This window comes from Metamycoplasma arthritidis, from assembly GCF_900660715.1.
Taxonomy (GTDB): domain Bacteria; phylum Bacillota_I; class Bacilli_A; order Mycoplasmatales; family Metamycoplasmataceae; genus Metamycoplasma; species Metamycoplasma arthritidis.
Genome location: NZ_LR215047.1, coordinates 400,415 through 420,012, shown reverse-complemented (window position 1 = coordinate 420,012; position 19,598 = coordinate 400,415). Strand labels below are relative to the sequence as shown.

6 protein-coding genes are annotated in these 19,598 nt (G+C 29.5%); 1 reads left to right on the top strand and 5 read right to left on the bottom strand.

What is annotated here, in order from left to right; all coding sequences use genetic code 4:
• Positions 1-369 precede the first annotated feature (369 nt).
• The gene (locus EXC42_RS01800; RefSeq protein WP_129648892.1) at positions 370-8,148 is read left to right on the top strand and encodes an MspA/MspB/MIB-like signal-anchor domain-contatining protein; all 7,779 of its coding nucleotides are present in this window, start codon (positions 370-372) and stop codon (positions 8,146-8,148) included.
• 78 nt (positions 8,149-8,226) lie between these two features.
• Here EXC42_RS01800 and EXC42_RS03270 read toward each other — a convergent pair whose 3' ends face one another.
• From EXC42_RS03270 to EXC42_RS01790, 5 genes are all read right to left on the bottom strand, one after another.
• Positions 8,227-8,448: a hypothetical protein gene (locus EXC42_RS03270; RefSeq protein WP_041914096.1), complete on the bottom strand. Its 222-nt coding sequence runs from the start codon at positions 8,446-8,448 to the stop codon at positions 8,227-8,229.
• Between the two features lie 112 nt (positions 8,449-8,560).
• Positions 8,561-8,749: a hypothetical protein gene (locus EXC42_RS03265; RefSeq protein ID WP_041914095.1), complete on the bottom strand. Its 189-nt coding sequence runs from the start codon at positions 8,747-8,749 to the stop codon at positions 8,561-8,563.
• 677 nt (positions 8,750-9,426) lie between these two features.
• Positions 9,427-10,068: a hypothetical protein gene (locus tag EXC42_RS03260; protein ID WP_041914094.1), complete on the bottom strand. Its 642-nt coding sequence runs from the start codon at positions 10,066-10,068 to the stop codon at positions 9,427-9,429.
• Entirely contained in the window at positions 9,983-10,996 is a 1,014-nt protein-coding gene (locus EXC42_RS03255; RefSeq protein WP_012498269.1) for an MspA/MspB/MIB-like signal-anchor domain-contatining protein, read from the bottom strand. The genes EXC42_RS03260 and EXC42_RS03255 overlap by 86 nt, the downstream gene beginning before the upstream one ends.
• Positions 10,997-11,363: 367 nt before the next feature.
• Positions 11,364-19,523 carry an MspA/MspB/MIB-like signal-anchor domain-contatining protein gene (locus EXC42_RS01790; protein ID WP_129648889.1) on the bottom strand — a complete coding sequence of 2,720 codons (8,160 nt, stop codon included), beginning with the start codon at positions 19,521-19,523 and terminating at the stop codon, positions 11,364-11,366.
• Positions 19,524-19,598 lie beyond the last annotated feature (75 nt).

Sequence of the window (19,598 nt, the reverse complement as noted above, 5' to 3'; positions counted from 1 at the left end):
TGTTAAATATTTTTTAAAAACAACACGCTTTTTTCTTTTATTTAAGACGGTTTTGTTTAGTTGTATAAAAAGCAAACTGCAACAAAACATTAAATTTTTATATTCTTTAAAAGAATACTTTAAATTTATTTTTAATTTTTTCATTTTTTACAAGGCAATATTGAAACATAAAAATGTCTAAAAATTCCTTTTAATATGTACTATCAACCCTAAACACCACCACTTTGGTTGTTTTTTTTTTTTTTGTAAAATGACTTGCATTATTTGCCTAAAAACCTTTCGCTACATCGTTTTTAAGACAAATTTTAAAGTTCAAAATTAATTAATTTTTAGTTATTAAAAATAGGAGAAAACAAAAAATTATTAATCATGAGTCATGCAAAAAAGAAAAAAATTGCCATTATTGCTCTTTCAGCAACAGCGGCACTTTTAGCGGCTGGAACTATTTCTGGTGTGCTATATTCGCATAGCAAAGAATCTAAAAAAGGTAAGGATAACAATAAACTTCCTGAAGTTCAAGACATTAGCGAGCTTGAGAAAAAAATTGAAGCTATTCGTGACAGTCACAAACAAAATCTAAAATCAGAGGCTTGAAAAATTTTAGAAGCGCTAAAAATTACTATTAAAAACGCTAAAAAAGCTAATAACAGCCGTGATCTAACCGAAGTTATTAGTGATTTTGTGCGTTTAATTCCGTTGGCAGAAGCTTATTTAGGCGAAATTAAAAAACTACCAGAGTTAAAAGCTTTGGCAGAAGAACTTGCTACAACCATTGATCTGTCTAAAGAAGCCTTAAAAGAATCTAAAGATAAACTAAAAGAATTAGAAGAAAAAGAAACTAAGCTTAAAAAAGAGACTGAAAACTTACTCAAAGAAATTGAAGAAACTTTAGCAAAAGTTCCTAATGTTGGTGATTTAACTTTGGAAATTCAAAAATTGATTAACAAGTTAAAAGATTTAAAAAATACAAGCGAAGCATTACAAGAGCAGCTACTTAACTCAAGATTAGTAGAAGATGCTAAAAAACTAAATGATGCTAATTTAAAAATCAAAGATGCCATTAACAAACTACAAAAACGTTTATTAGAAAAAAGCCCAGAAGAGCTAGAAAAACTTGCCAAAGAAAAAATTCAAGATCTTGAAAAATCTAAAAAAGCTGTTGACGATGCCAAAAATATCAGTACACTTCCTAACGCTTTAGAATCACTTAAAAAAGATATCGAAACAGCTAAAGAGATAAAAGAGCAAGCTAATTCTAAAGGTTTAGATGAACTTTCTAAAAAACTAGAAGATGCTATTAAAGAAGCAGAAAGTACTTTAGAAAAAGGAAAGCAGAAACAAGAGCAAATCGAAAAAGAAAACGAAGAACTTAAGCAAAAAATTGATGCCCTAGTTACAAAAGTCAACCAAGATTTATTAGAAGTAAATAAACTAACTTTACAAAGTGAAGATAGTGATTTTAACAAGCTAAAAAATGAAATTGAAAAAGATATTCAAGATGCTACTGACCTTGCCAAAAAAGCAGCTGATGCTACTCTTTTAGAATATGAAGATAAAGCCTTAAATGCTAAAAAATTAGCACAAACTGCTCTTGATAAATTAAATGAATTATTTAATCAAAAGAAGGAACAAGAACTAGCTAAAGTTGAACTTGAAAAAGCATATAGTGCTCTTGTATCTGCTACAGAAGATACTAAAAAAGCTAACGATGAAAATACGCTTCCTTTAGCAATTTCTAAACTAGAAACTGCAATTTCAAATGCTTCAACATCCTTAGCTAAATATGAAGCATTAAAAGAAAAAGAACTAGTAAAACCGATTTACGGTGCGCTAGAAAAATCTCTTGAAACCGCTACCAAAACTCTTGAAGATGCTAAAAAAAGATTAGAGTCAAAGAAACAAGAAAAAGCTAAAATTGACGCCGAGCTTAAACAAAAACAAGGCAAGTTTGATGCTATTAAAAAAACAATTGAAGATGTTTCAACAATTAATAATATACCTGCTCTTCAAAATGCAATTAAAGAACTAAGTGAACTAAAAACCGAAACTAAAGCGCTTGAAACTTCTGCCAAAAATGCTCAGTATACCGAAGCTGAAAATAAAGTTAAAAAATTGCTAGAAGATATTGCTAAATTAGAACTTGAGGCAAATGTAAAATTAGAAAAACTTAAAGAAGAAAAAGAACGTCAAGAACAAGAAAAGAAAATAATAGAATCTTTACGTGAAAAAATAGAAAAGATTACCAAAAATCTAGAAATCTTAAGCTTAAAAGGTGACAGCCAGCTAAAAGAAGCAAGCCCTAAGCAAACAGAACTAGCTAAAACTTTAGAAGATCTAAAAGAACAATTAGATGAGGCAAAAAATGTTAAAGAAGAGATTAAAAACGCTAAAAAAGAAACTCAACTAAAAGCCGAACTTGATGCCTTAGACACAGCACACAAAAAAGCAAAACAAATTCAAGAAAACATTGCCAAGAAAATTTCAGAATCAGACACTGAAATTGAAAATAAGATTAAAATAGCACGACAAAAATTACAAGAACTTGTCGCTGAAGTTCAAAATAATTTTAATAGTAAAAACCTACCAGGATTAGAAGCCAATATTGCAAACCTAGAAACATTGCAAGAAAATGCTAATAGTATTAGTGCCTTGACTGATGCTGTTGAATCAAAACATAAGAAAATAGCTAAACAACTTGTAAGTGACATTGCAAGTGCTCTTTTAGAGGCTAAAACTAAACAAGAATCTCTTAAAAAAGAACTAGAAAATGATAAAGCGATCATAGATGATATTAATAATAAAATATCAGAACATCAAAATACCTTAGAGAAAGCTAAAACAGATGCTAACAATGCCACTACTATTGATGATAAGAAAGATAAATATAAAACCCTAGATGAAACTATTAAAAATATTGAAAAAGATATTAAAAAGCTAGAAGAAAAAATCAAAGGTATTAAAGACGAGAATAAAAAACAAAATACAGAAACTAAAATTAAAGATCTTGTTGAAAAATTAGAAGAAACAAGAGCTGACCTTAAAAATAAACAAACCGAACTTGAAACAGAAGTTGCTAAAAATAATACTGAAGTTCAAAAACTTCTCGAAGATGCTGATAAAGCTAAAAAACTAGCTGATGAAGCAATCGCCGATCCTAAAGATGATAATAAAGTTAGCTCAGCTAAAGAAGCACTAGATAAATCAAAAGCAGATCTTGAAGCTAAAAAAGACTCACTAAATGGTGATAGTGAAAATCAAAATAAAATTATTGAAAAATTAGCAGAAATTGAACAAAAAGAAAAAGATCTTGTTAAAGCTGAAACCAAACAAAAAGAAACCGATGACGAAAAAGCAAAAGAACTTGCAACTAAAGCCAAGGAACTATACAACGAACTTAATTCTCTAGTTAGCGAACTAGATCCTTTTGAGGCTTCTAAAGAATATGAAGATAAAATCTCTCTTGTTGAAACTAAAGTTACAGAACTTGAAGCTGAAAATGGCTTTCTAAATGCTAAGAGCCCTGCAACTAGATTAAAAACTAATAAACATTTAGAAGAAGCTTACAAAAACCTTGAAGAACTAAAAGAAGTAGCTAAACAAAAAGCTAGTCAAGCTAGATTAAAAATTCAAGAAACTAAAAATAGACTTCAAAGTGATTTTGATACACTAAAAGAACAAATAGAATCAATTGAAAACGAATTAAAAAGCGCTGATACTGAAACAAAGTTAGATTCATTACTAGAAAAAATCGGTACCACTTCCGATAACGATAAGTTATTTGGCAAAGTTAAAAAGTTGCTAGAAGAAATATCAAAATTTGAAAAAAAAGACACTATTGAAACACTTTACAATAGTACTAAAGCTCTCGAAACGCAATTAAACACTATTATTGCAAATATTGCAGTAGCCAAAAATAAACTAAAATCAATTGAAGATAAAATTACTGAGCTTAATGAAAAATATAAAATGGCAACTGAAGCATTGGCTAGTCAAAATGAAATTACAAACAATATTAACCAAGATGATGTTGATAGTTTAGAGAACGAAATTAATAGACTAAAAATAGCAATAACAAACGCTAATAATACAAAAGATAATAACGAAAGCGAAAGAGTTAAAGATCCTAAGATTATTGAAGGCACTAATACTAACTTTAGTGCTTTAAAAACTGCTGTTCAAAATGCTACTACAACACTTCAAGATAAAGAAACTGCACTAGCTACTAAAAAGGCTCAAAATAAAGCATTGACAGATGAAGCAATTACTAAATCAATGGAAGCTAAAAACAAAATAAATGACGCAACCAAATTAGAAGATACAAATTCCAATAAAATTAAAAACTTAACAGATGCTTTAACTCAAGCCGGCGTAGCTAAAGGTGCTTTAGAAAGCACTTTAAATGCCTTATCAAAAGATAAAACTAATAAATCTAAAGTGCAAACTGAATTGGGCGATTTAACCTCAAAAATTCAAGATGCAAAAACTAAATTAGATGCTTTAACTAAAACAGAAGCTGAGAATTTAGAAAAAATTAACGATGAAATTAGAAAAATCACAAAATCATTAAACGATGCTGATGATGAACTAACAAAACAAAGCGATCTCAAAGCTAAAGAAGATGCTAATGAAACGTTAAAAGCTGTTATTGATAAAGCTATAGTTGATAAAGAAACGCAAAAACAATCAATTAATAAATTGCAAACTGAATCACAAAATCAACTTAACCCAAAAATTCAAGCACTTGAAACTCTTATCAATAGTTTAATTACAAAATATAATGATAATAAAGCTCAAATTGAAATCAAAAAGAAAACCAACAATACAAAAACCGAAGAGGCACTTAAAAATATTCAAGATGCTATTAAAAAAGCTAATGAAGTAATTGCTAAGGAAAATAATGATTCAACAAAAGAAAATGCACTTAATGAAGCCGAAACTACACTTAACGCTCTAAAAGATAATAATCTAAAGAATCTACTTGAAGACGATTTAAAAAATGACAGTGTAAATACAAAGAAAATTAATGATAAAATCACTGAAATTGATGAATTATTAGAAAAGCTTAAAGAAGAAAAATTAAAACTTAAACAATCACAAGATGAAAGAGCAAAAAATCTTGCAATTAAAGCCCAAGATCTATACGGCGAACTTAATTCCTTAGTTAACGGACTGGACCCTTTTAGTGCGTCTAAAGAATATGAAGATAAAATTAAGGCTGTTGAAAGTAAAATTCAAGAGCTTGAAGAAGGTTTTCTAAAGGCAGATAGCGAAGCTTCAAAGCTAAAAGATAACCAAAATTTAAAACAAACATTCCAAGATCTTGAAGGACTAAAAAATACTGCTAAGACCAAAACAGAAGATGCAAGACAAAATATCGCCAATGCCAAGACCAATTTAAAAACAGAATATGAAAGTTTAAAGTCAGAAGTCAATCAAATAAAAAGTGATTTTGAACTTAATGGAACCACTTATGAATCATTGAGAATTTTGGCAACTAGAATAGGCAATGGTGCAGATGATGGTAAATCATTTGCAAAAGTTAATGGGTTAATTGATAAAATACAAAAATTTGGCGATCAGACTCAACTTTTAAATGATGCTAAAAAGTTACAAGAAACCTTAAATAATTTGAAAGCTCAAATTGAGCAAAAATTATTTGTTATTCAAACTGAAATTAATAAGATTAATGGGAATTTACTGAACGCTTCAAGTAATCTAAAAACTCAAAATAATTTTAGTGGCATTGCAAATGATGATTTAGATGGGCTTAAAACCACTATCAAGGCTCTTGAAGAAGAAATTAAAAGAGCAAATCAAACCAAAAATGATGCTACAGCAAAAAGAAACAGTGATAATAAAATTAAAGAAGAAACACAAACTAATTTCGATGCATTAACTAGTGCTATTACAAGTGCCGAAGAAACAATTAGAACAAAAAAAGAAGAGCTAAAAACACTTCAAGAAAAAAATAACAAAATTGCAACCGAAGCAATTAATAAGTCTCGTGTTGCAAAAACCGAACTTGACAATGTAAATAAATTGGATGATAATAGCCCTGAAAAAATTAATAATTTAAAAAATGCTATAAGCGAGGCTAAAAAAGCAAAAACCGAATTAGAAGAGGCATTAACCTTATTAGAAAAAGATGTTGAAAATAAAGCCAAAGTTCAAGGTGAACTTCAAGCCTTGAATGCAGAAATTACTAATGCTCAAAATAAACTCAATCTTTTAATGACTAGTGAAACTGAAAAACTAGAACTTATTGAAAGAAAACTAGAAGAAATTAGAAACTCCTTAAACACTGCTAATCAAAATTTAGAAAATCAAACCGAACTTAACGCTAAAGAAACAGCTAATGAAGCCTTGAAAGTCGCAATTACTGATGCCAAATCTAATATAGAAGCTCCTAAAAATAACCTTAATAATATTCACGAAGAATCTGCAAGAAAAAGGGCTGATGAGAAAATTAAAGAACTTGAGAATTTTATTAAAAGCCTTGAACAAAAATATCAAGATACAAAAGAGCAAATTGCTCAAGATAGAAAAATAAAAGTTTTAGTTACAAAAGCAAACGAATTTACTAGAAACATCAACCAACTTGCTAGTGATTTAGAAAATCTAACCATAATTAATGATATAGAAACAAAAATCGCAGAACTTCAAGAAAAATTGGGCAAAGCAAATAATTTTATAAATGAATCTGATACCCAAACTTTAAAAGAAAAAAATGGCCTAAAAGAATCATTAATAGTTTTAAAAACAGCCATTACGAACACAACTAAGAAAATAAGTGATAAAAATTCTGAATTAGATCGTAAAAAACAAGAAATTAACACTATGATTAGTGAACTGCGCCAAACATATAATCAAGAACGAATGCCAGAATTTGATAAATTAATAGGCCGGCCTAAATCTGAAGTGTTAAATTTTATTAAAAAAGTACGCGAAATAGATTTAAAAAAAATTGACGAGTTAATTAAATTGGTTAAGCAAATTGATCCTAATGGTACATGAAAAGTATATGGCCAAACTAGACTATCTGAAGCTGAGGGCTTAAAATATGCATTTAACAAAATGATCCTCCATGCTGAAGGAACTCTCGATGATTTTAAAAGAGAAATTATTGATAATAAACGCTATTTGACTGAAAACTACAATACTTTAGACGCTTTAAACAAAACAATAAAACCTAAAGATGCTTCAAACCCTGATACACTAGAAAAAGAATTAAAAAATTTTGATGAACAAATATATAAGGCTAATAGCTTAATAGAACAAATTGATGCTAAAAATTCTAAGTTTAAAGAAGAATTAAAAAAAGAGTTAGAGAATCTTAGTGCATTATTAACAGAAGCAAGAGAAACTAGCGACCAAAAACATGCTTTATTATTGAAAAAACGTCAGGAAAATGAACAGTATATAGAAAATAGCATCAATAAATTAAAAGAATTAAAAGAAAAGATCGAAAAAAACCAAGGCTTACCAACATTATGAGAAGATGCCAAAGATGCTTTATCTCAAATCAACAGTTGAAAAAATCAACTAAAAGACAAGAAAAATGCAGATAAATTAAAAGATGAAATTACAAAAGATAACAGTTTAAATTCAATTACTAAGCAGCTGTTAAAAGAAGTTGTCAAAAATATTAATTTTAGCAAGAATTATGCAACAACCCATCCTTTAAATGGAGACGATCTTTGGAATAGTTTTAAACCGAAAGTTAAGAAATTAGAAGAAATAGATGAGATATTTGATAGATTATCAAAAGTTGAAAAACGAAATAAGATTATCGATTATCGTGATTTCTATAATAATTTTTGAAGCGAAATTTATATTCTTATATTAAAGACATTAAAAAACCAATTTCAAACAATAACTCATAACAATGACGAAAATATTAAAAATTTAATTAAAAAATGAGAAGAAACATTTACCAAAAATTTAGCAGAATGAAAAAATAAAGACTTTAAATTAATTAAAAAAGAATGAGATTTGTGATTAAGTGAATATCAAGAAGCCAGAAAAGATATTTACGACGACTTTTGATACACAATATATAACTTGTCTCAACTTTCAGAAATGGCTAAAAAAGGTATTAAAGTACTTGATGCCCTAAGTGAACTTATTAATTTACATGATTTTGTTTAAAAGATAATTAATAAAATTTATTTTTTATAAAATTCAATTGATATATACTCAAATTAAACGGCATAAATTACAGCCAATCTACAAAGTGCAAGCTCTGAGGAGTTGTACTTTTTTCTTACCATTTTTTTCTTTATCTTTAGCAAGTTCTTCTTGTTTTTTCTTTAGATCTTCTTTGCCGTCACTGATTTGCTTTTCTAAGTTATCAATTTTGTTTTTAATACTATCTTTGTTAGTTTGATCTTTTAGATCTTTCGCTCCTTCCTTTATTTTGTCAAGTTCAGTTTTGGCATTTTGTAGCACTTTTTCTAAAAGACCATATTTGCTGTCTTTGTCATCAATGGTGGTTGCTTTATTAGCCCCTTGTTTAGCGTCGTTAAGCGTTTTGCTTTGCTTTTCAATTGCTTTATCAAGACTATCTAGAAGGCTTTGTTCATCTTCTAAGGATTTTTTTTAGCTTTTTATATTTTGCTTCAGCATCTGACAAGGCCTTATTTACATCATTAGTTAATGTTTGGGCTTCAGCTAGTTTATTTGAACCAACTTTGGTGGCTAAAGTTTGGATGTCTTGAGCCTCTTTTAGTAGTTTTTCAAGATTGTTCATCGCCGCTAATAAATTGGCTAAGTTCTTTTGATCGTTAGCTTCATTAGTATTTTGTATGTATTGACTTAGTTTTGTTCTAGCTTCTGCAATTTTATTGGCAATTTCTTGATTTGAAGCTTCAATTTTGGCTAGTAATTGGCTTTTTAGGTCTTTTGCTATGTTTTCAACATCAGTTACCTTGTTAAGCTCGTTTGACAGTTCTGCTTATTTATTAGCTTGGGCAACTTTAGCTCTTATCTCATCGGCATTATCTAATTGCTCTTCAATTTCTTTAATTGCCTTGGCAAGTTCAATGTTGTTAGCGCTTGCTCCTGGCACTAGGTGTGATTTTGCTCTGTCACTAACAATGCCTAAGTTTTTAATAACTGCTTCAAGTTCTTGCCGTAAAGTTTGCAGTTTTTTATTTTCTAGCTCTTGCGTTTCTTTATCTTTTTTAAGTTTTTCTAGTTTTGCTTGGGCTTCTAGTGTTAATTTATCAATTTGTTTTAAAAGTTCCTTGGCTTTTTCTTTAGCTTCAGGATATTTAGTGTTTTCAGCTGATTGCTCAATTCCTTTAACGCGATCTTTTGAAGTGGGTAAATTGTTATTAATAATGTTTTGTAGTTCGGCAATTTTATAAGTTGATTCAAGTACATCAATGGTGTTTTTGATGTCTTCATAATCGGCTTTTGCCTTTGCTAGATCTTTATCAATTTGGGCTTTGGCTTACTTTTTACTTCTTGACGATTTTTGGCTTGTTCTAAGGCGTTTTTCGCTTCTTTAGCTAAGTAATTCTTTAGTGCATCGTAATGCGGTTTAATAACCTCATTTTCTTTTAAATCTTCATATTTAGCAAGGGTTGTGTTGCTATTGGCGATTACTGATGTTAAAGAAGCAATTGCGGTTGGTAAAGTGCTTTCATCATCTGCCAAATTCGCATTTTTAGTTGCTTTATTTAGTTCGCTTAATGATTTTTGTAATTCCAATTTTGCAAGCTCAATAGCTTGTTTTTGGACAATGATCTCATTAATTTTTTTCAACGCTTCTTCGCCTTTATTCTTAGCGTCATTAACTTTGTTAACTTCGGCTAATAAAGTGGCATCTTCGGCTTGTTTTGCCAATTTTTCGGCTTGTTTTATGTCTTCTTCTAAGGCCACTTTTGTGCTGTTTATAAGACTATCTTCACTTTGAGTTGATAGCCTATTAGCGTCGTTAACATCTTTTGTAATTTTAGCAACTAGTTCATTAACTTTTTTAATTAAAGCATTGTTGGCTTCGATTATTTTTTGTTCTTTTTTCTTTACCTTTTTTCAATGCTTCTTCGCCCTTGTTAATGGCATCTTGTAGTTTCTTAGCAACGTCATTTAGGCCATTATCTTTCGCATCTTTTTCTAAAGATTTAGCATCTTCTAGATCTTTTTCAAGTTTTTTAATGGCGTTAGGTAATGTTGAAATATCATTAGCATTTTCAACATCTTTTTGTGATTTTTCTAGATCAAGAATTTTTTGATTTACTTGTTTAGTAATTTCTTTTTGCTTTTCGGGATTGATAGCAATTAAACGTTTTTGTAAAATGCTAATTGTTTCTTTGATTTTTAAATTAGCATCGTTTAATAGTTTGAGTTCGTCAAGCAATTTTGCTGCTTTAAGTGATTGTGCTAAATCGTCACTTTCAATTTGGAGCGTCTTAAGTTCGGCTATTAAAGCTTCGATTGTTGCCACATCATTGGCATTAGGCTCTTTTGCAATTGCTTGTGTAATTTTATTAAGTAAAGTTTGCAACTTATCTTTTAGAATTTTTTCTTTTTGCTGCAAATCTAGTAGTTTTTCTTTAGCTTCTTTTAAGGCTTCTTTAGCTAAATCAATCACATTTTTTAGATCGTTAGCTAGCGCTTCAAGTTCAGGCAGCTTTTTAAGTTCCGCTAAATAAGCCTCTCCTAGAGGAATCAAACGTTCAAAATTACTAATAACCTGGCTTAAATCGCGTACGTTATTAGCTTTTTTGGCATTTCTAATCGTGATTTTAAGAGCTTCAAGAATTTTTCACGCTTCAGTTTTAAGATTTTGCTTGTGACTATCACGAATAGCCTCAATCTTTTTTTCCAACTCACTAATATCTTGAATTTCGGGCTTTTTATAATTGCCTTTGGATCTCTTAGTAGCGCTTTGATGTGCATAAAGTACTCCTGAAATAGTTCCGGCCGCTAACAACGCTGCGGCACCAGCAAGCACAATAATAGCAATTTTCTTTTTCTTAGCATGACTCATGATTAATAATTTTTATTTCTCCTATTTTTAATAACTTAAAAATTAATTAATGTTTGAATACTGAAAACTTCGTAAAAAGCATGTGTAGCGAAAAGTACTTTTTAAGCGAAGTAATGCGAGTCATTTTACAAAAAAACGCTCAAAGTGACAAGGCGTTCTATTGCAGACACAAAACAAATGTCTAATTAAAGGAATTTTTATGTTGCAACAAATTTGTTGATGATTATGATGTTGAATAAGCGAAAGATCGAGTTGGTTTAATTTAAATTTAGTTAAGCTAACTACATAATGAAAAACATGTTTCTGACTTAAAAAAACTAGAGACTTACTAAATCTCTAGTTTTAAGTTATTAATAAAAATGCTAATTTATTTTATGTATTGAAAATAAAAATATTGTGATATTTTATTTAGTTGATTAAGTATTTTTTCTTCTTCTTCATATTCAGGTTTTAATTTTTCCGATAAGCCTCAAGCTCATTTTCTCAATTTTTCAAATGCTCTTTGTCGTTGATCTTTTTGTTGATCATTGAAATTTCGAAATTCTGTTGAAATGTCTAATTGCTCATCAATAAGTTTTTGTTTTTGACGTTCATCTAGATTTTTTCATTTATCAGAATGAAGATCATTTTGAATAATTTCAACAATTGTTTTAGTTAGAAAATCATTTCTTATTTGTTCGATTTGTTTTTGACTATCTTCGTGAGCACTAATCGTATTTTTTAATAATGATTTTGTTTCTGAATTAATTTCTTTTTCTCATATCCATGTCTTTTCAAGGCCATCAACGAATTTTTGGGCATAACGATAATTAAAGAAGAATTTATTTATTTGTTTTGCAAATTCTTCAAGGTCTCCTTTTTTAAAAAAATCTTGATTTATAAAATCTTTTATACTCTTTGTTTTGTCATTTGCACCATTGATTTTTGCCTCTACATTTTTAAGATTTGCATCTAAAATTTCTATTACTTTCTTTAAACTTGAATTTATCAGATTATTAATGTCGTTTATTTTTTGAAGTCCAATGTTTAAGGTTTGTTCTAATATTTTTTTCGAAGATATATATTCATTATTATTTTCGGGATTATTAACAAATTCCTTAGCTTCTAGGACTTTGCTTCTTGGTTCATTGATAAGAAGACTAAAAGTATTTAAAATGTTACTAATACTAGTTTCAAGATTATTAATATTATCATCATTAATTTGACTGAAAAAATCTTTAAATACATTTTCTAATAAACTAATTGCAGCTCCTAATACATAAACATTTTTAAGCTCTTCATAGTGATTCAATGTGTTTGATATTATTTCATCACTTCTTTCTGCTTTAGCAAAAATATCTTTTAAGTTTTTTAAATATGACCGCAATTCACCAATTTCTTCTAGTTTTTTAACATCTTCTTTATTAATAAAATTTCTTGCATCATCAATTTTAGTTAAAAAATCGCGCTTTTTTAATTTTAAAAATTCAACATCACTATTATTTTCTTTTATTTCTTTTAAAACCTTTTTTATTGATTCTAAATGAATATTAGCTTCCTTAGCGAGCTTTCATGCTTCTTTTAGTTTTTCGATTTGTTCTACTGAAACAATTTTGTCAATAATTTTGGCGAGATTTTCAGAATCACCAGACAATTTTGTCTTAACATCTTCCAAACTTTGTTTTGCTTTTTCAAGCAGTACTAGAGCATTTTCGAGATCTTGTTCTTTAGTAGAATCATCATCATCTTTTTTCAATGCTCGCTTTGCCTGTTCAATTGCTTGATCAGCTTTTGCTATTGCTTCATTCGCTATTTGATCGTTTTTTTCCTTCATTTCTTTTAACTTATTTTTAGCTTCTACTAATCATTGAGCTTCACAAGGATCTTTAATATATCGATCTAAGTCATCAATTTTTTCTTCAACCTTTTGTTTATTAGTTTGATCTTGGATTGTGCTAGATTTATTCCTTAGAGCAACTAACTTTTCTTTTGATTCAATTATTTTATTTTCAAACTCAGCAAACTCTTTTTTCTTTTGATCATAAGTACTATCGCTGCCAATAAAAGTGTCATATGAATTTTTTAAATAGTACTTAATATTGTTAATTTCAGTTTCGATTTCTTTAATAATTTTATTGTCTAGTTCTTGAATTTTTTCTTTTGCCCTTAATAAAAGATTGTTAGTTTTTTCTTTAAGAGCACTTAACTTTATTAATAATTCATCGCCAGTATCTTCAAATTTAGCAATTTCACTTTGTATTTGGTTGATTTTTTTTAGCAAACCTATACTTTCATTTCCAATTTCGCGAATAATGCTATTCAAACCATCAGTTGTATTATTTGAAAGTAAGTTTGTTTCTAGATCTCTTGTTTTCTCTTCAAGTGTTTTGATTTTTTCCTCAAATTCTACTTTTTTATTTTCAATTAATTCTTTTGCATTTTGAAGCGCTTTGTTTCCAACATCTTTTGATTTCATAAGAGCTTCATAGTCTGTTTTCAAATTTAGATTGTTTTTTAAGTTTTTATTTGCTTGTAAAAATTCCTCAATTTTGTCTATTGCCTTTTGAACATTAGCAATATCTTTGCTGCTTTGTGATCACTTTTTGTTAGCGGCATCTAGTTTATTTATCCAGGCATCTAATTCTTGTTTTAATTCCCTTGCCCTAATAGCCAGCTCTTTAGACTTTTCATCTTGTGATTGTTTTAGCTCTTGTTTAACTTGATCAACTTCTTGAAGTTTCTTATCGATGTCTTTTATTTTGTCTTCTAGTTTCTTTTTGTTTTCGCTATCATTTTTCAGCTCACCTTTAATTAAATCATCAAGGTTTTTCTTTTGCTTTTTAAGTTCACTCTCAGCATCAGTTAGTGCGTTTTCTTTTTGATTGTCATCATTAGATTTTTGAATAGCTTCATTAGCTTTATCTAGAGCTTTTTGGCTATCTTCTAAAGGCTTTTTAACTAGCCCTTCATTTTTAGTTTTTTCTGTATTTATAGTTTGAGCATTAGCCTTTTGTTCGTCTTTTAAGCGCTTAATTAACTTTTCAACTTCTTCAATTTTGGTGCTAGCCGATGTTTTATTAGTTTGATCTTTAAGTTTGCCAATTTCATTCTTTTGCGACGCTAGATCAGCCTCTGCCTTATCAATTGCATCTTTTAATTTGTTATTAGCTTCTTCTTTGACTTTTAAATCGGTTTTGTTTTTAAAATCATTATTAGCATCATTTAATGATTGTTGGATTTTTTCAAGTTCTTGTTTAATGCTTTCGAATTTATCTTTGTCACCTTCTTTTAAGATCTTTATTGCGTTTTCAGTATCTATTATTTGTTCCTTTAGAGCTCTTAGCTCAGCTTCTACTAAAGCTTTGTTTTCTTTATCATTTACTAGTTGTTTAGTTGCATCTTCAAGTGCTTTTTTAGCCTTATTAGCATCGTTTAACGCTTCTTCTAATTTGCTTAATTTAGAAGTATCACTATCGGCTAGATTTTTGGCATTTGTTATTTTAGCTTTAGCTTCTACTGATTTTGTAATAGCATCTTGACGAATTTTGTCATTAATTGTTTTTTGCGCTTCTAGTGCTTGGTTTTTACTATTGATTGTATCTTCTGATTCTTTGATAGTATCAGTTAAAATTTTTAGTTTATCTTTGATACCTTCTTTAATTTTTGGATCAGTTTCAGCATCTACTTTTTGTTGTAGTTTTTTAGCTTCTTTAACAAGATCTTCAAGTTTTTTAATTTCTGTTTTTAGCGAATCAACATAGCTATCGTTAACGCCACTAGTTACATCGTTTTGAGTGCTTAATGCATTGTTTTGATTTTGAAGTTGGTTGTCCAATTCGTCAATCTTATCTTGCTGTGTTTTATTCAATTCTTTTTTAGCAGCGTCAAGATCAGTTAGTTTTTCTCTAATTTCTTTAAGTTTGTCTGCTAATTTAGTCTTATTTTCGCTATCGTCTTTTAGCTTGCCATTAATTAGCCCTTCTAGAACATCTTTTTGGGTGTTGAGATTTTGCTCAGCTTCTACTAAACTTTGCTCTTTTTTCCCATCGCTATTATCTTTAGCAATCGCGTCATTAGCTTTTTTAAGAGCGTCATTAGCTTCTTTTAATGGTTGTTTGATTAAATCAGCGTTTTCTTGTTTAGTTTTGGCTATATCTTGAGCATTTTTTTTGTGTTTTTCTTTTAAGTCATTGATTAGCTTTTCAAGTTGGCTAACTTTTTCATTAGCACTATTTTTGTTAGTTCCATCTTGCAATTTGCTAATTTCAGTTTTTTGCGCTGCTAAATCACCTTTTGCTTTAGTAAGGACATTACCTAATTCATTATTAGCTTCTTCTTTAGCTTTTAGGTCGGTTTTGTTATTGAAATCATTATCAGCATCTGTTAATGATTTTTTAATTTTCTCAAGTTCTTTTTCAATATTTTCAAGTTTTTTCTTGTCGCCTTCTTTTAGAAAATCTAATTTATCTTGAGAACTTTTTATTTGCTTTTCTAGATCTTTTAACTCGGTTTCAACTAGTTTTTGGTTTTCATTGTCCTTAGCTAATTTTTGAATAGTTTGTTCTAGTGTTTCTTTAGCTTTATTAGCATCTTCCAACGCTTCTTCTAGTTTGCCAATTTTGTTAACATCATTGTCGGCTAGATTATTAGCATCAGCTAATTTTTGTTTGGCATCGGTAGATTTTTTAATAGCATTTTCGCGATCTGTATCATTTGTTGTTTTTTGGCTATTTAATTGTTGTTGTTTATTAGTAATAGTTGTTGTAGCGGCGTTAATACTTTGTTCTAAAGTTTCTAGTTTTTTTTTAATACCATCTTTGATTTTTTGATCAGTTTCTTTTTGAGCTTTTTCTTTTAGTTTATTAGCTTCATTAAGTTGATCTTGAAGTTTTTTAATTTCCGCTTTTAATGAATCAACATCATCGCTTGCAACATTGTTAGTTGTGCTATTTTGTGCGTTTAAAGTTGTATTTGTGGTTTCAAGGTCCTTGTTTAGTTTGGTAATTTTATCTTGAATTGATTGTAGTTTGTTATTAGCTTCTTCTTTAATATCTAAAAGGTTAGTTTCTAGTGTTTTGATCTTCTTACTTAACTCTTCTTTATCACTAAATTTAGAACTTTGGGCATGCAATTCTTTTACTTTGCCAAGCAACTTAGTTTTGTTGCCTTCTTCACCAATTTTATTTAAAATTGCCTGAAAATCAGCGTCAGCAACTGCATTTTTAAGTTCTTCTTGAAGTTGTTTTACTTCGTTTTCATATTGTTTGTAGTCAACTTCAAGTTTTTCTTTTGATGCTTTAATTTTTTGACAAGCATCTTTTGTTTTTCTATCAGCATCTTCTTTAGCGGCTTTAAGTGCCTGATAGTTTGGTTTTAAATTGCTATTATCTTTTAATTTTGTTGCATCGCTATCAACTTTAAAGAAGTTTTCATCTAGATTTTTAATCTTGTCTTCAACATCTTTAATTTTCTTTTCATAATCGCTTGAAGCGTCATATGGATTAAGTTTATTAACTAAATCATCTAATTCATCTTTTAAAGTTTTAGCTTCATTAGCTAATTGTTTTGCTAGATCGTCTTCGGATTGTTGTTTGGCCTTTTCTTTTTGCAGTTCCTTTTGTTTATTAACAATTTCTTCTAATTTTTTATCAATTTTATCTTGGTTTTCTTTGTCACCAACTAGAGAATTTTTCTTATTTTCAAGATCATTTTTAGCATTTTTTAAAGCATCTTCTGCTTCATTGGTTTTAGTCTTGTCAGAAAGATTTTTAATGGCATCATCAGCTTTTTTAATAGCTTCATCAGCGCCCTTCAAACTTTGTTGGGTGCTAGTGTCGTTATTTTCTTGCTCTTCTTTTAATGTTTGGTTTTTATTAGCAAGATCAGTTTTGGCTTCGTCTAGTTTTTTTGTTAAGTCTTTAATTTTGCTGTCAATACTATCTTTGTTAGTTTTATCTTTTAAGTCCTTAGCTTTTTCTTCTAGTTTTTTAAGATTTTTTTCAATATCTTTAATAGTTTTATCTAGTTTAGGATATTTATCCTTTTTCTCATCAATTGTATTGGCGTCGTTAGCTTCATCTTTTGCTTTAGCTAAATTATTTTCATGCTCTTTTAATTTCTTTTCAAGTTCATCTACTAGTATGTTTTCATCTTTAAGCGCTTTATCAAGTTCGGCATGCTTTTTCTTGGCATCTAAAATTGCGTCTCGCACTTCAGATAAAAGGTTAGTAACTTCTTGTTTATGTTTTGATTCAACTGCTGTCGCTAGAGTTTCAAGGCTTTCGACTTTTTCTTTTAGTTCTTCTAGCTTATTAAGTTCTTTTGTTAGCTCTTCAAGATTTCTATCATTATAAGCGTCGTTAATTTTTTTCTTAAGCTCTTCTAATTCACTTTTGGCGTTGTCAAGTCGCTCTTTAATATTTTTATTTGAGTCTGAGATTTTGGTTTCTAGACTTTGTTTTGTTGTCGTAGCTTTATTTTTGGCTTCTTCAAGCTTTTCAAGCTCAGTTTCTAGGGCATTTTCTTTGTGTGCGTCTTGAACTTCTTTTTGAACATCTTGAGCGTTTTTTAGTTGTTCTTCTAGTTCTTTTAAAGTTTTAGCGAGTTCAGTTTGCTTAGGCGTTGCTTCACTTAGTTGACTTTTACCTCTTGAATCTAATGTTTCAAGATTCTTTGTGATTTTGGTAATTTTTTCTCGCAATGATTCGATTAATTTCTTTTCTTGCTCTTGGGTTTCTTTTTCTTCTTGAAGTTTTTCTAATTTCGCTTTTGTTTCAAGATCTAATTTAGAAATTTCTTCAAGGAGTTTTTTTGCTTTTTGCTCACCTTCAGGATAGCTGGCATTTTTAGCAGATTCTTCAATAGCCTTAACTTTCGGTTTGAGTTCTTCCAGTTGTTTAATAGCATTTTGCAAGGTAGGAATATCATTGATTGTATTTGAGCTTTCAATGGTATTTTTAATTGCATTAAATTCATTTTGCTTAGCATCTAGATCAGCGTCAATTTTAGCTTTGGCTTGTTTTTTAGCTTCAAATCGTTTTTTAACGTTAGCAAGTGCTTCATCCGCTTCTTTTTCTTTATAAGCTTTTAGAGCATCATAAATTGACTTTATTAGTTCTTTTTCTTTTAGATTTTCATGTTTACCTAGAGCTAACTCTGCTTTTGCAATAGCGTCTTCTAGTTGCGAAATTGCTAAAGGCAAGGTATTTTCGTCATCGGCTTTATTGGCCTCTTCCGTGGCTTTAGCCAAGGCACTATATGCTTTTTCTAGTTCGGTTTTAGCAAGTTCTTGTTCCTTCTTCTGACTAAATAAATCATTTAATTTATCTAGTGACGTTTCAGCTTGTTTTTTAGCATCTAAAACTTTTTGCTCGTCAGCTAGTAGTGTGGCATCGGCGGCTTGTTTTGCAAGTTTCGTTGCTTCTTGAATATCTTTTTTTAGTTCGTCTTTTAGACGTTTAAATTCACTATCTTCACTTTGTAAAGTTAGTTTATTAGCATCACTTATATCTTTAGCAATTTTATTAACTAACGCGTTAATATCATTTTGAAGTTTTTGATTTTCTTGTTTGATTTTTTCTAGTTTTTCGGTGCCGTGTTTTAGGCTATTTTCTGCATCTTTAATAGCTTTATCTAGTTCTTTAGCAAGTTCATCAAGTCCCTTAGCAGTGGCGTGATCTTTTAGTTCTTTAGCCTGATCTAGATCTTTTTTAAGGGATTCAAGAGCATTGGGAAGAGTGCTAATATTTTTAGCGTCTTCTACGGCTTTTTTAGCTTTTTCTAAGTCCTTAATTTTTTCTTTTGCTAATTTTTCTAACTCTTCTGGGCTTTTATCTAGCAAGCGTTTTTGTAGTTCGCTAATAGCATCTTTAATTTGCAAATTAGCATCACTTAACTTTTTGGCTTCTTCAATTAGCCGCGAGTTATTTAGCTCTTGTTGCAAGGCTTCACTAGCATTTGCAAGATTTTTTAGTTTGTTAATTAAACTTTGAATTACTAGTGGCAACTTAGCATCGGGCACTTCACTTAGTGCTTGGTTAATTTCTGCTAGCAACTTTTGCGCGTTTTCTTTAAGTTTAGCTTCTTTTTCTTGCAATTCTTTTAATTTGGCTTTAGCTTCATCTAAGGCTTCTTTAGCAAGATTAATAGTAGTTTCTAATTCACTGGCTAAAGTTTTTACTTCGGGTAGCTTTTTAAGCTCGGCTAAATACCCCTCTCCTAAAGGAATCAAACGTTCAAAATCACTAATAACTTGGCTTAAATCACGTACGTTATTAGCTTTTTTAGCATTTCTAATGGTGATTTTAAGGGCTTCAAGAATCTTTCAAGCTTCATTTTTAAGATTTTGTTTGTGACTATCACGAATGGCATCAATCTTTTTTTCGAGCTCACTAATATCTTGAATTTCGGGCTTTTTATCGTTGTTTTTAGATCTCTTGGTAGCACTTTGATGAGCATAAAGTACCCCTGAGACCGTTCCGGCCGCTAGTAATGCTGCGGTGCTAGCGAGCACAATAATAGCAATTTTCTTTTTCTTGGCATGACTCATGATTAATAATTTTTATTTCTCCTATTTTTAATAACTTAAAAATTAATTAATGTTTGAATACTGAAAACTTCGTAA